At 43.8% G+C, this 14,485-nt stretch carries 15 protein-coding genes; 8 read left to right on the forward strand and 7 right to left on the reverse strand.

Annotated elements, in window-relative coordinates; all coding sequences use genetic code 11:
* The first annotated feature begins 31 nt into the window (after positions 1-31).
* The 7 genes from F7D20_RS01180 to F7D20_RS01210 all read left to right on the forward strand — a co-directional run bounded on the left by F7D20_RS01180 (position 32) and on the right by F7D20_RS01210 (position 8,223).
* On the forward strand, positions 32-994 hold the full coding sequence (locus F7D20_RS01180; protein ID WP_158462432.1) for a type I phosphomannose isomerase catalytic subunit: 963 nt from the start codon (positions 32-34) through the stop codon (positions 992-994).
* An 807-nt stretch (positions 995-1,801) separates the two neighbouring features.
* A complete protein-coding gene (locus F7D20_RS01185; protein WP_158462433.1) occupies positions 1,802-2,782 on the forward strand; it encodes a zinc ribbon domain-containing protein in 981 nt (326 codons plus the stop codon).
* Positions 2,783-2,816: 34 nt separating this feature from the next.
* A complete protein-coding gene (locus F7D20_RS01190) occupies positions 2,817-3,053 on the forward strand; it encodes a hypothetical protein (protein ID WP_158462434.1) in 237 nt (78 codons plus the stop codon).
* A gap of 13 nt (positions 3,054-3,066) precedes the next feature.
* A complete protein-coding gene (locus F7D20_RS01195) occupies positions 3,067-4,413 on the forward strand; it encodes an SPFH domain-containing protein (protein ID WP_158462435.1) in 1,347 nt (448 codons plus the stop codon).
* Between the two features lie 12 nt (positions 4,414-4,425).
* Complete coding sequence (locus tag F7D20_RS01200) at positions 4,426-5,127, forward strand: Lcl domain-containing protein (RefSeq protein ID WP_158462436.1); 702 nt, start codon at positions 4,426-4,428, stop codon at positions 5,125-5,127.
* A gap of 11 nt (positions 5,128-5,138) precedes the next feature.
* Complete coding sequence (locus tag F7D20_RS01205) at positions 5,139-7,922, forward strand: FtsK/SpoIIIE domain-containing protein (RefSeq protein ID WP_158462437.1); 2,784 nt, start codon at positions 5,139-5,141, stop codon at positions 7,920-7,922.
* A 13-nt stretch (positions 7,923-7,935) separates the two neighbouring features.
* The gene (locus tag F7D20_RS01210; RefSeq protein WP_158462438.1) at positions 7,936-8,223 is read left to right on the forward strand and encodes a hypothetical protein; all 288 of its coding nucleotides are present in this window, start codon (positions 7,936-7,938) and stop codon (positions 8,221-8,223) included.
* A gap of 283 nt (positions 8,224-8,506) precedes the next feature.
* Here F7D20_RS01210 and F7D20_RS01215 read toward each other — a convergent pair whose 3' ends face one another.
* The gene (locus F7D20_RS01215; RefSeq protein ID WP_158462439.1) at positions 8,507-9,508 is read right to left on the reverse strand and encodes a DUF4435 domain-containing protein; all 1,002 of its coding nucleotides are present in this window, start codon (positions 9,506-9,508) and stop codon (positions 8,507-8,509) included.
* A 40-nt stretch (positions 9,509-9,548) separates the two neighbouring features.
* Positions 9,549-10,367: an AAA family ATPase gene (locus F7D20_RS01220; protein ID WP_022251258.1), complete on the reverse strand. Its 819-nt coding sequence runs from the start codon at positions 10,365-10,367 to the stop codon at positions 9,549-9,551.
* A gap of 106 nt (positions 10,368-10,473) precedes the next feature.
* Here F7D20_RS01220 and F7D20_RS01225 point away from each other — a divergent pair, with 106 nt between their 5' ends.
* Positions 10,474-11,418 (forward strand): DMT family transporter, encoded by a 945-nt coding sequence (locus F7D20_RS01225; protein WP_158462440.1) that lies wholly within the window; start codon positions 10,474-10,476, stop codon positions 11,416-11,418.
* Positions 11,419-11,691: 273 nt separating this feature from the next.
* Here the strand turns inward: F7D20_RS01225 and F7D20_RS01230 are convergent, their stop codons facing one another.
* The 5 genes from F7D20_RS01230 to F7D20_RS12855 all read right to left on the reverse strand — a co-directional run bounded on the left by F7D20_RS01230 (position 11,692) and on the right by F7D20_RS12855 (position 14,425).
* Positions 11,692-12,033 carry a type II toxin-antitoxin system RelE/ParE family toxin gene (locus tag F7D20_RS01230; protein WP_158462441.1) on the reverse strand — a complete coding sequence of 114 codons (342 nt, stop codon included), beginning with the start codon at positions 12,031-12,033 and terminating at the stop codon, positions 11,692-11,694.
* The gene (locus F7D20_RS01235) at positions 12,023-12,268 is read right to left on the reverse strand and encodes a hypothetical protein (protein WP_158462442.1); all 246 of its coding nucleotides are present in this window, start codon (positions 12,266-12,268) and stop codon (positions 12,023-12,025) included. Before F7D20_RS01235 ends, F7D20_RS01230 begins: the two co-directional genes overlap by 11 nt.
* Positions 12,269-12,411: 143 nt before the next feature.
* Positions 12,412-13,386 carry an ADP-ribosylglycohydrolase family protein gene (locus tag F7D20_RS01240; RefSeq protein WP_158462443.1) on the reverse strand — a complete coding sequence of 325 codons (975 nt, stop codon included), beginning with the start codon at positions 13,384-13,386 and terminating at the stop codon, positions 12,412-12,414.
* A 324-nt stretch (positions 13,387-13,710) separates the two neighbouring features.
* Positions 13,711-14,259, reverse strand: a complete 549-nt coding sequence (locus tag F7D20_RS01245) for a phosphatidylglycerophosphatase A family protein (protein WP_158462444.1) — start codon at positions 14,257-14,259, stop codon at positions 13,711-13,713.
* A 1-nt stretch (position 14,260) separates the two neighbouring features.
* Positions 14,261-14,425, reverse strand: coding sequence for a hypothetical protein (locus F7D20_RS12855; protein WP_194253463.1), 165 nt, complete (start codon positions 14,423-14,425; stop codon positions 14,261-14,263).
* Positions 14,426-14,485 lie beyond the last annotated feature (60 nt).

Here is a 14,485-nt window from a genome sequence, read left to right on the forward strand (position 1 = left end):
TTATTCTATTTGGCTATAAATTACTGACACAATGAAACCATTAAAATTTGAGCCCTTACTGAAGTCTACCATCTGGGGTGGCAACAAGATAATCAACTTCAAGCATCTCAACCTGCAGCAGGAGAAAGTAGGCGAGAGCTGGGAAATCTCTGGCGTGCCAGGCAACGAAAGCATCGTGGCTGACGGCGAGATGAAAGGCAAAAGCCTCAACGAAGTGGTCGCCGAACAGAAAGACCGTTTCTTAGGCAAGGAGAACTATCAGCGATTCGGCAATGAGTTTCCGCTGCTCATCAAGTTTATCGATGCCAACACCGACCTCTCCATTCAGGTGCACCCCAACGACGAGATAGCGCACAAGCAAGGCAAGGAGCGCGGAAAGACAGAGATGTGGTATGCCCTGCCATGCGATCCCGAGGCCAAGCTATACAACGGTCTGAAAATGAAGATCACACCCGAAGAGTACAAGCAGATGGTAGAGAACGGCACCATTACAGATGTCCTGGCACAATACAAGGTGAAGGAGGACGACTGCTTCTTTATCCCTGCAGGCAGAATACACACCATCGGAACGGGTTGCTTCGTGGCAGAGATACAGCAAACCTGCGACGTGACTTACCGCATCTACGACTTCAAGCGCAAGGACAAGGACGGCAACTACCGACAGCTGCACACCAAGGAAGCTGCCGAGTGCATCGACTACACCGTGCTGTCCAATTATCGACAGGAATACAAACCTGTGAAGAATCAGGGTGTCAGCATCGTGCGCTGCCCTTATTTTTACACCACTGTCTACGATCTCGACGAACCTATGACGCTCGATTACTCTGAACTCGACAGTTTCGTGATTCTCATCGGCCTGAAGGGCCAAGCCACCATCACCGACAACGAGGGCAACACCATCACCTTACAAGGCGGAGAAAGCATTGTGATTCCTGCCTCTACCCAGACTTTGAAGGTAGAGGGAACATTGAAGTTCCTCGAGACATACGTGTAATTTTTAAAGGTAAAAAGGATTTCTAAAGGTAAAAAAGTAAAAAGGTAAAAAGAGCCTTCTTGCTGATAAAGTATTTACTTTTTTACCTTTAAAAATCCTTTTTACCCTTATACTTTTTTACCCTTTTACCTTTTTACCTTTTCTACCTTTACTTTTTTTATCTATCCTATATCGCAGAAGGCCTCATAAATCTTTGTACCCCTAAAACTGCATCTCAAAGTAGTGTGGGCTGCTTTTGGATTACATTACATCCCTCCAACATTATTTCAGAATCAAGCATATAAGGTATATAGGATAAAAAAGTCATTTCATTCTACCTAAATAGGATTTTGCCTCTATTTCTATAATTATTCGGTATTTTTTTTGCTTATTTCAATAGCTTTTATTATTTTTGCAAAACAGTTCTGTACTAAAAGTATGGCGACTGTAAATAGCCCTACGCCGAAGTCGCTTGAAAAAGTGACGGTTGGTAGAGGGCAAACATAAGAAAAGCGTTATTGGCGCTTGGTTTTTGACCTTTGGAACTTAGGACACTCCAAATCTCACGTCAAAGAACCTCGCAACGATGATGCCTATGGGTATGTACATACATACCTTCCATAAGTCAGCTCTATGGGGCTGACTCTATGGGAGTGTATCTATACATATCGGCGTGGGGTCTCGTTGCTTGTTCTGACGTGAAAGGCAAGTCCTAAGGCCTCAAAGGTGGAGCAAGCAACAATAGGCTTCACGCTTTTTCGTGCATATTGGCACATAACCCAATCTTTAACCGTCTGAATTGGAGCCATAGGACATATTGTTGTAACTATGTATTCAAAAGAATTAGAAGAACTTATTGACAGCGTACTTGCTGATGGTGTAGTAACAGACCAAGAACGTGCCGTACTTCGCAAGCGAGCACTCGCTTGTGGAGAGGACCCAGATGAGGTCATGATTGTGGTAGATGGTCGCCTTGCTAAAATGAAGAAGTCAGCAAGTCCTGCAATTCCAGCTACCGAAAAACGTGGGAACATCGTGAAGTGCCCTCATTGCGGAGCTCCGATTGAGGCTGGTGCCGTGAAGTGTAAGGAATGTGGTTATGTCTTTACTAACGTCAAGGCAAATTCTTCCGCAGAAAAGTTAGCGAACAAACTTGAGGTTTTGGTACATGCCTCATACGAAGATGAGTCTGACAGAGGCGAAGCAATGGCTAATATTATTAGAAACTTTCCTGTTCCTACAGCAAAAGAGGATCTTTTAGAGTTCATTGCAGCATTGTCTCCAAAGACAAAAGTAACAACATCAAATGAGAACGAAAGTGCTTATTATTTACCACCAGCATATGATGCGAAATTAAAGGAATGCATATTGAAAGCCCAGGCAAGTTTTCCTGATGATCCTCAGTTACAGTTGTTGGTTCAAAATGCGACCAAATTTTCATCTAGCAAATTTATAGCAAACCATAAATCATTGCTTATTATAGCAATCATTGCCATTCTCGGCCTTGGAGGTTGGGGACTTAATGAATATAAAGTCGGTCAAGCAGAATCTCTCTGTAAGGAACTTAGCTCTAAAATTGATGAATTGCCTATTCCAAATAAAGACAATTGCGAGGAAGCTGGAGCTGCTTTAATGAAAATTCATTGGACAGGAGGAGATGGCAATTTCTTTACAGGAGAGCGAACATATCGAGATAGATTCATAGAATACAAACAAGAATATGCCAAAAGAGTAGGTCAAGCATATGAACAGGCTGGGAAAGAAGTGCCTGAAGCATTCGAGTACCCAGAAATAGTTCTTCCTGAATAGCTTACCATTAGGATTTTAAAAGTAAATATTTATTATGAGATTTGAATATAGATTTGTTGATTCTAAGCAAAAAGAAGAAATCGGAGAGCAAAATGCCTCAGTAATTACAGAATTATTAGACACTGTCATTAATGAAACTGCATTAGAGGCCTCTATAGAACTTAATAGTTTTGATATACATATTGCCAATTACAATATGTTATCTTACTATGTAGATGTCATCTCTGAAAATGCCAATAGATTCAAAACTGTTTTTATAAAGCTTTCATAACACATACCTATCAATGGGATTCTTTAGTAAAATACTAGGCGGAAATGATAGTCAGACTATTGTCCGCTGCGATGAGGCGGAGTTCCTCATCTGGAAATATCAAGGAGGTGCCGTAAAAAGCGGCACTTCCATCATTGTGAAAGATGGCGAGGTGGCTGTATTGGTAGGCTCTTCACAGACAACAATCGAAGGACCGGCTAACACGACAGCCAGCGAAGACCTCAGCGAAGTGTTTTTCATCAACCTTGCTGGCAGTAACGTAGTACGCTTTGCCGTTCCATACTTTGGCGTTAACGACCCACGTTATCCAGATCTCAATGTACCTGTGGCTGTACGTGGTTCTATCAATTTCAATATAGAAGACTACAAAGGATTCATTCGGATGCATCGACTTGTAGGCTTTGACATGGAAGCATTTCAAAAGAAGATAAAGGATGCTGTAATAAAATATGTAAAGTCTGTGGTAAGCAACATTCCAACAGACCACAGCATCCCTGTCGTACAGATGGAAAAGAAGATACTGGAGATAGGAGAGATTCTGAATCAGTATCTCAAACAGAGACTGGCTATAGATTTCGCTATCAACGTGCGTGCTGTAGACCTCAATGCCATCGAGTATGATGCAGATGACGAAAGCTACAAGCAACTCCGAGCATTAACACAAGGACAAGCTGCAGAAATGTCTCAGACCCAGCATAAGATTAACATGGACCAGATGAAAGCTCAGTCACAGCTCAACATCGATGCCATGCGAGAGACCCAAAAGCAGGACCTATACAACCGTGGTGCAAACCTCGACATGGATAGACAGATGCGTGCCCAGGACATCAAAGACCGTGGTGAGAAGATGCGCATCCAGCGCGATCTTGGCGAAAAGGCTTACAATGCTCAAATCGACGAGATGCAGAAAAGCGGCAGAATGGCAATGGGTGGCATGCCTAACATGGGGCAACCTGTAGGAGGCTTCAATCCTTCGGGCATCAATGGCATTAGCGGACCTAAACCTGCCGCACAAATCGGTCAACCTTCTGGCATCAACATGAGTGGTGGCATCAACTCAGGCACCCCTACTCCTCCACCTGCCCCACAAGTTCCACCACAGATACCACAGGTGAGCATCTATGTAGCCATCGGTGGTCAGACACAAGGACCATTCGACTACAATATGCTGAAAGAAATGGTGAGAACAGGAGGACTTACCGCACAGACTTTGGTGTGGAAGGAAGGTATCAACTGGACACCTGCAATTCAAGTTCCAGAGGTAGCATCCATCTTGAATGCTCCCCAAACACCACCTCCACCAACATCGGCCGTACCTCCTACCCCACCAACACCTCCAGGAGTACCACCAACGCTATAAACATACAAGGATATGAATAGCTATTTATCAGATTTAGAAAACATAATCATCAATGCTCAAAGCGGGGGACAATCATTGTCCTTCGCCTTGAAGCCATGCGCTACCGAAAAAAGCGTCTTTGACAAAGAGGTCAACATAACACCATTGTGGCTTATCCGAAAACAAGAAGCAGAGAGAAAGGCTAAGGAAGAGACCGAACGCACAAGACTTCAACAGGAAGCCGAACGTAAAGCCAAAGAACTTGCAGAAGAAAGAATAAGACGAGGAAGCACAGAACCTGTAGACCTCGGATTGTCTGTACTCTGGGCTTCCCACAACATAGGTGCTCGTAGCAGTGAGCAACCAGGTATTTATGCAGCATGGACAAGCAAGAAAGAAGCTATCAATATGTGGGGGGAAGATTGGAGACTTCCTACCCAACAGGAAATGACCGAACTGATGCAGAATTGCCAATGGACATGGACAGTAATCAATGGTATGCCAGGATTCCAAATAGTGGCAGCCAACGGCAACAACATATTCCTACCAGCTGGTGGTTCGTGTGTTGCTCAGCAATATGATTCTTATGGAATGGCTGGACGCTATTGGAGCGACACTTCGGATGCACAATATGCCGACCGTGCCATGTATTTGGAGTTTAGCCAATATACAGGAAACCTGTTTAGCATAGCCAAGGCTATGCAGATGGTCATACGACCAGTAAAGAACAGATAACGAAAGAACCAATGGAGACATTAAATTACATACAAGCTTTGATGGGAGCTTATGCTCTTGACCTCTCAAGCATTGATACTGAAAATGAGGCAGAATACAACGAGCGTGCCAAAGCCGTTAGAGAACGCACTGTTTCCTTATTTAATGCTATGCGTGATTCTGCCCCAGAACTTCTGCAATACAACTTTATTGATAGTATGTCGGACGAAGAGGTAAGAAGAACCATCAATCGAATAGCATTAGATGCCAATAAACGATATACCGCCCCTATCATTCCAGACAATATCGCTGCCATTGATTATATCAATGGAGAACCATTTGTTACTCCAACTTATGTAAAGTGGCAGAACGACGGATATAGAAAGCAAAACTTTGTCATCAACTATAACGGTGAACTACAGTCTGTTGCTAAAAGACAACTTACCGCACTGATGCAGAATATGCTGCTATGCTTCGCTCCTGGAAAAATCAGATTCAACATCTTCGACCAGATGATGAGTGGCATGGCAGACTTTGTTACAGTTGGCTACGATGAAACAATCTATAATGGTAATGTCATTATGGACGAAGCTGCCGCACGAGATTGCATCAAGCGTCTAAGAGAACGTATGCAGATGGTGATGGGCAAATATGGTGACATCGCAAGGTATAACGAAAAGCACCAAGAAATCGTCATGCCATACGAAGTTGTCGTATTGAACGACTATCCTGCACGCTATGAAAATGTGAATGCAGAACTACAACCTCTGTTTGAGAATGGAGCAAAGGGTGGCATATACTTTATTGTGATGCACAACTCTGATGCTCCGAAATTAAAAGAGGATGCAGTAGACATTCTCACCAGTGAAACTGTAACAAATATCAGTTTACAGACTCTCAGTGGAATTCGAAACAACCTAACGGTAAAACACACTCCTATCGCTGAGCATCCTGCACTGGCAGATGCATTTCGTGTTGATTTCAACAAACGTATCAACGAAAAGGGTACACGACAGGTGCTAAAGGCAGACTATGCCTCTATATCTCATAGCGAATATACGGATGTAACATCAGAAATCAGCATAACCGTAGGACTCGACACAGAAGACAAACATCCTGTTACCTTGCGATTCAACTCTGGTGATTATATCCATGGATTCATTCTTGGACAGTCAGGTTCTGGTAAGTCTGTCTTACTGAACAACATCATCAGTGCCGCCATACTGAAATATGCACCAGAAGACTTGATGCTCTACTTGATGGACTTCAAGGGAGTAGAATTCAACCGCTATCGTGGTGTAAAGCATGTAAAGGCGTTACTGGTTGACAATTCTGACCCTCAGATGACTTTAGAAGTTCTACGAGAGTTGCAGGAAGAGAACAAAAGACGTGTAAAACTATGGCGAGACAATGCAGTCAACAACATCGATGGTTACAACAAGAAAAATCCGACATCCAGACTTCCACAGATTCTATTTGTGGCAGACGAATGCCAAGTGATGTTTGCTAAGCCAACATCCAATTCCTATGGAATGGCTATCCAAAGAGAAATCTCCGAGATTCTCAATGTCATCGCCACACAAGGACGTAGCCAAGGTATCCACATGCTTCTTGCGACCCAACAACTCGACGAGACAGATATATCTGGACAAATATTGAAGAACCTTACAGAATGTTTCTTGCTGATGAGTGCAGCATCCGACTCAAACAAACTTGTCCCTGACAGTGATAAGCTAACCAGCAAGCAACCAACAGGTCAAGCCTGCTATTACCACAAGCGTGAGTTGCAGAGCAAGGTACAAACCTTCTATGCCACAGACGAAGAACTCGCCGATGCCATAGAGAAAGCTCGCGAGAAATCAACTACCAAGCAAAGCAATGGAGAGGCTTATTTCAGTGGTTCTTCTATCTATCACCTGCAAACAGAAGATTTGCAGTCTGCCAAGACACAGAGTTATGGCGCACCAGTTGCAACCATAGGTCGCAGCATCGGTCTCAAGCAGCAAAGCACAGCTATCACACTGACACAAGACTTCAGCGAGAACATCATTGTTTGGGGTGCAAATCGCCAGGAGCAAGCCACCGCTACAGCCATCAATGCGCTCGTATCCCTCATGGCATATTATGAGCAGTCCAACACACCTTGCAATTTCATCGTATTAGATTGCACCAACAATCCCATGTCACAATGCAAGCCATTGCTGGCAGAACTCGAAAAGCGAGCATACTGCAAGATAATCCAGCAGTCGGAAGGAGGCAAGTATCTGAAAATGATAGCAGACGACATCTACCGCGACACGGCACCAAATTTGATTCTCACCATTCTTGGACAAGATCGTTTCAGTGAAATGAAGAGAAACAGCTTGCTGGTGGAAGAAAAGAAAGCCACGGAGATTAAACCGGCAGTAGGCGGCTTGGAAATGCTTTCTTTCGACCCATTACCTGATTTAGGAGCAAACAACATAACTGATGGAAGCAAGGTCAAGAAATACCAAGAGGCACTGAAGTACATCTTAGACGAAGGACCGAAGCATCATGTTCACGTGTTGATGCAAGTAGACAAGCCTGGCAACATTCTCTTCGATGAGTTCGGAAAAGAGGCAATAGGATTGTTCAAACATAGAGTTATCCTAAGGAGTGAAAATAAGCATCTTGCACCACTCCGCTTCGGGGAAGACATCGACGTACAGTCGTTGAGCGATGACAATGAGCACTTACGTGCCTACTATTATCCAGATGGCGAACAACCGATGCTCTTCACACCATTCCTCTTACCTGACGCACAGTATCTATTCAATGCAATATTAATCAATTAAAATACAAAAAATTATGGCAAATGACAGTTCTATGCTCAACATTGACATGGTTGAACAATTCGGTAAGAACATCGCCAACGTGAGCGCACAAACATTAGAGATTTTCTCCCGACTGGGGCAGCAGCTCCAAACTGTAAACAGTGTATGGAATGATGACAACTACGACAACTTCCAAGACAACTTCGAACACAACATCATGAAGAAAATCCAGGAAGTCTCTGCCGAAATGGAATTATTTTCCGACTACATCAAAAAGCAATGTGAGATACAGCGAATGTATAAGGCGAACAAATATCGTTAACCATACAAATAAGACAAGACATGTTTTGGTTTTTAATTGGTTTCATTATAATCATTCTTGGAGGCTTTATCATTATTAGTCTCCTCCAAATTGTCTTTATGATTATAGGCTGGATCATCCAAGCCATATTTAGCCTCTTCGAATAAAGGCTAGAAGTTTTTGAAACAAGCATCAGAAGTCGGTCGAAGAAGCAATATATGTCGTTGACAATATAGCCAGGGCGGACGCATCAAAATGCGTTCGCCCTGATTCAGTTAACATCTACCGATATTAGCTATCTTCTTCATATCAATTTTTCCAAATATCTTTCCACGTCCGCCAGGATCTTCTGGAATTCCGGAGAGAACTGATAGTAGGTATTTTTCTTCATCATCATCTTCACCTTGCCGAGGCTGTTCTCGTAGCAAGCTATTTCGGTGCGTGCCTGTTCGCTGTGAACAGCACGGTCGCGGATGTCGTTCTCCTGCTCATTGCGCAGAATGTCGCACACCGTCTGCACCACCGGACTCACTACCAGGTCGAAAAGATGATGACCCTGGATGTAAAGATAAGTATTGTTGTCGTTGATTCCCAAGTCGCGCAACATCCGCTCCGTCTCAGGCAAGGCATCCTTGAGTTTGGGAAAACGGCGCTCCAGCTGGAACATCTTCGCCCTCACCTTCTTGCTCAGATACTCTATCGCCCACTTCGGATTCTGAATGTGTACTGAGGGAAGCACCACCACCTTGTTGAACTCGCACATATCGAAGTGCATCGTCATCTTGCGGCGCTGCAGAAAGACAACATGCCATACAAAGAGAGGCCAGATGGTTTGGGAATAAGACTGCAGGAAGCGCTCAAAGTTGAAAATGCGATGGTCGTTGAGCGTCACCATCACACAGGTCTCGTGCAATCCCTTGGCATAACACTGGAAGTTTTCTATCGCGTAGGCATAAGTATGAAAGATGTAGGGATTCTCCAACATCTGTCTCGACATCTCCGTAGCGCCTTGCAGAATATAGTCGTAGTCGGCATCCACACAGGCTATCATGTCTCTGCCCACGCCCTTGAGCATATTGGAGATGGCAGCCTTCTTGCCCCTGTCGAGATGCTGGTTGCGCGAAGGCAGCATGATATCGAAAGTTAGTTTATCGTCCTCATAACGGCCAAGCACCGAGCGCCAGAAGAACACATCGTCGTAGCTCTCGACGTAGACTACTATTCTGCGCCGGGCTTTCTTCGGAGTCATCTTGTTGATGGCCTCGAAGTATTGCGAATTGATATTATCGGTTAAACGTTTAGCCATAAGCAGAACAATTAAACACTAAACATTAAACACTAAAACATCACTTAATCGTTATGTCGTTCACCTCAGTCACACGGTCGGTCCAGCCGTCCATGACCACAGCAGGACTGTGGGTTGTCATGATAATCTGAATGTTGGGGTTCAACTTCAGCACCAAGGAGATAAGCTGCTTCTGCCATTCAAAGTGAAGACTGATCTCAGGCTCGTCCATGAAGAGCACATAGGACTGATTGTCTTCCACCAGCACAGTGAGCAGAATGGCAAGCATCTGCTTCTCGCCTGCCGACAGCTGATAAGGCTGCAGCACCTCGCCGATCTGGTTGAACTTGATCTCGTTGGCAGTGCGGATGATGGTCTTGCCCGTCTCGCGGAACAGGTCGTCCACGATGTCCTGAAACATCCTCTTGGGCTCGCTGAGCGCCTGAGCCTTCTGGGCAGCATCGGGTTCGCCACTCTGCAGCACGGCAATGATACGGTTGCCGATGTTCACCTGATAGTCGAGGTACTTGCGCTGCAACTGGAAGAGCTGCCAGTCGAGCTCGGTGACAAGCGTAAGATCCACCTTGCTGATCATCTCAGAGTTGAGCAGCGGACGGTCGACCGAACGAATCACGTCAAACCGAATCCACTTAGCCTCCTCGGGCTCCACCTTCAGATGAACACCCTTGAGCAGATGGCTTGGAAACTCACCCCCGGCACTCAGGCCTTTCACTACCTTGTTGAGAATGGTGCTCTTTCCCACTCCGTTCACACCGCTCAGGATGTTCACCCTGCGGTCGAGGTTCCAAAGTATGTGCTTGGTACCACTCCATAGAGAGTCTATCTCTATCTGCTTGATATAATCGGCATATTTCTGCATAGGTTTATACTTTTATCTACTTTAACTCTAAAACTTAGGGCAAATATAATCATTTTAACCGAAATTTTGTACCTTTGCATCGATTTTTTATATTAAATAAGGTAAAATGGGTAACAACAAACCACTTTTAGCCCACTTGTGTCTCTTTGGATCGGGCGCATTCTGGGGACTGATGGCACCTGTAGGCAAGGATGCCATGACACACGGCATCGAGGGCATCGACATGGTATCATTCCGCGTTCTGGGCGGAGCCATCCTCTTTTGGCTCACTTCACTCTTCACCCGCAGGGAGCACATCCCTACAACCGACATCATCAAGTTGGCTGGAGCTGGACTCTTCGGACTGGTATTCAACCAGTGCTGCTACACCATCGGACTGAGCATCACCTCGCCCAGCAATTCGAGCATCATGACTACATCGATGCCTATCTTCGCCATGATTCTGTCGTTCCTCATCCTCCGCGAGCCCATCACCTGGAAGAAGGTGGCTGGCGTACTCTTAGGCTGCAGCGGTGCCGTGCTCATCATCATGACAAGTGCCACGGCGGGAAATGCCAAGGTGGGAAACATCTGGGGCGACTTACTCTGCATGGCCGCACAACTGTCGTTTGCGCTCTATCTGTCGCTCTTCAAGCCCTTGGTGGGAAAGTATTCGCTCTTCACCATCAACAAGTGGATGTTCACCTGGGCATCGGTCATGATCCTGCCTTTCTCCGCCTCTCATGTGGCTTCCATCCCATGGGCTGAGGTGCCAATATCGGCATGGTGGGAAACGGGCTACGTCATCTTCTTCGGCACTTATCTGGGCTACATCCTGATGATGATAGGTCAGAAGACACTCCGCCCCACAGTGGTTTCGGTATACAATTATGTGCAGCCCTTGGTCTCTGTTTCTGTCAGCGTGCTCGTAGGCCTGGCAGTCTTCAAAGGCACGCAGGCTCTTGCCGCCCTCCTCGTCTTCTCAGGCGTTTGGCTGGTTATCAAGAGCAAGTCGAAACACGACATCGACAAGCACGACCACAGCCTGGCCTACGAGAAAAGGCATGCGTAAACTGATTTTCATGTCGACTAAAACAGGAAATGTCCTCATCTGAAAAGTAGAATCAGATGAGGACAGTTTTTTATTCCGCCAAATTAGGTAACAAAGAACAGTTCATTTTGCAGCGTTATTCATATATAGGATTTAGTTTTTAAAGGTAATTAGACTTATTCAGGTTACAATAGATATTGCATAGATAGAAATTACAAGGCAGACTTTTAGGCTCGGTTTTTGAAAGTGAATCCTGCTGGCAGTGATGCCGGCAGGATTCTGCGTTATTATGCTCTAAAACAAACCGTTCCGTTTCATTAAATTCAACAATTCTTTATCAGAGATAGATTCCATTTCTGATTTATCATAAATGGTCAATAGTTCTATAAAACCATCCTCTTCATTCATGATTGCCACAAAGGAAATAACTCTAGCACCACCACTTTTTCCTTTACCTTTAGAAGCAATACTCATTCTTATTTTTCTTAACCCTTTACCCAAATCTACCCCTTGAAGAGGATTAGATTGAAGAGAATGCAAAAAATCTCCGTAATCTTGCTTAATAGACTTATAGCGCTTACTTAATTTCTTCAATCTACGGGCAAACTCAGGTGCAACCTCTATCCTATAACTCATTAAGCAAATCCTCCGCAGGAATAAAATCCATTTTTCCTTCGCGATGAAGCTTCAATTCCGTAAAGGCCTGATTGATACTAGCAAAGGCTTCTTCCTTAGCCTTTGCATTCTCCACGTTTCTTTTAGCTTGTGCCAATTTTTTAAGATAACGTGCAGCTTTTTCCAAATAGCTCTCGTCATTAGAAAGTACGCCCAAGCTATTATAAATATCAGTATTCAATTGCATTACATTCATTATCGAATCCTTTCTTTTAGCTAGTAATTATGCAAACGAACAATATGAAAGTCAGCTTTAAAATTGCCGAATGCAGTCTATTTGGTGCAAAGATAAACTAAAAGCATGAAACCCGCAAGAGATTTCGTACTTTTTATATGTTTTTATCGATACATTGCGTAGAATTCCTGCACCTTGTTATAGAGCATAGAAGCATAGAGAAGACCATCTTTCCATTCTTCAGGAATTGGGTTTATTCCAAATTTAGCACCCAGGATAGCTCCTGCTACTGCTGCATTGGTATCCGCATCTCCTCCTGATAAAACAATCTTTAGGATACCCTCTTTATACGAGGTTACATGCCAATAAGCCCATAGGGCTGCCCCTAAAGTTCTGAGCGTATATCCCATACTCTTTTCATCATCCAGAAACAAAGAATCCAGACCTTCATGATATGCCAAGTCAACAAATGGAACGATTCGTTCATCATATTGTTTGGCAATGCCAATCACATCTTCATAATCTAATATTCTGTTTTCAAAGACAAGAGCATGTATGATAGAAGAAACGATAACGCAAGATCCCACACAGCGAGGATCATAATGAGTTAGCTTACAGATATTCTCTGCATTATTAGCCACATTGTCCTTCATAAGCCCTACCACCGAAGTTCTCATGACAGCTCCATTAGCTGCAGCTTTTTTCTTTCCCATTTTCCAGATAATCTCTGCAGCCTTCTGTGGATTCGATGTATAGTCGCCAAGAGCCATTACATTATAAGTATGCCGGCCAATTCCCATGCCTCCGTTCATCATCCATTCCTTAAACCTTCTGGCAATATCAAGAATATCTACCTTTTGACAAGCCACAAAGGAATCTAAGATGCACAACATCATGTCGGTATCATCAGTCCAATCGCCTCTTTGCCAACGACGACGATGATCATCCTGCACGATTTGAGAATAGTCCTCTATCCCATTAGGATAAAAACGATCCACCTCTTGCTTGGACATAAACTCCGTGCTCAGTCCCAAGGCATCTCCTACAGCTTGTCCGAAGATTGTGCCAAGGAATCGTTCATTTATAATTTCATTTTCCATATTTTTTCTATTCATACAACCAATCGTCAATTCATCCATATCTAGCAAAAGTGCTGTACCGATTACACAGCTCCACTTTTTTAACGACAACACTTATTCCCTTTCATGCTCCTTCAGATACAAATTAAACACATTAAGAATCTGACGAAGATTATCATCAAGCACATTTATTCTATACACAACGAGCCAGTTCTTCCGGTATTTCTATCCCTTTGGTTGCAACAGCCAAGGTCATAACCGTATCATCCGTAAAACGAGGTTCTTTATATATCGAAGTTCCCATGCTTTACCAGATGAAAATCATAAGACCCCCTGGAGCAATCGCCAGCGATTGCTCCAATGATACCTGTCGTAAGTACTATTTTAAAAGATAAATGCCCCATGAATATATTCTACTATATGGAAATATCGGATTATTAATGTTACAATAAATGCATAGAAACCAGCCAATGCATCGTCAAGCATACAGCCCCATCCACCATGAATATTCCGGTCTATCCATCTGCAACCAAGCGGCTTAGTTATATCAATTACTCTAAACAGTACAAAACCTATTGTCGCAAGGGATATTGAGACATAAGCTGAGCCATCTGCACAAACTGCAGCTAAAGCAGCAACCCACGTACCGAAGAACTCGTCGATAACGACAGCCCTTGGGTCTTCACCCCAATATTTCTCCATCACATTATCTGTCCAGACGCCAATAAACAAAGAACCAACGATCAATAAAAATGTAGCCACCAGCAACCCTATAGGAGAAAGAACATAATAAAGACCTATCCAAATGAGCAAAGCCAGGAAAGCTCCTGCTGTACCAGGTGCTTTAGGTACAAAGCCAGCGCCTAATCCTGTGGAAATAATTACATGAAGCCAAGGCGCTTCACCTAACTGTTTATTATTGTTATTACTCATATTATTTTCCAAACAATGCCTTCAGAAGCATCTTACCAATTTTTCTTTCCAATCCAGCCTTTGAGGTTGGAATACCAGTCTCACGAGCAAACTTCTGTTTAGCTTGCGTGATACCTAAAGCCCGATTTAAGGAGAATGAAACTCCTGGTATTTTAAACTTAGACATATCTTTATATATTTTAGAAATTGATAAAAAAAAGTTGCGCCTTCTATCTTAAAGAATAAC

It is taken from the genome of Segatella copri, assembly GCF_009495355.1.
Taxonomy (GTDB): domain Bacteria; phylum Bacteroidota; class Bacteroidia; order Bacteroidales; family Bacteroidaceae; genus Prevotella.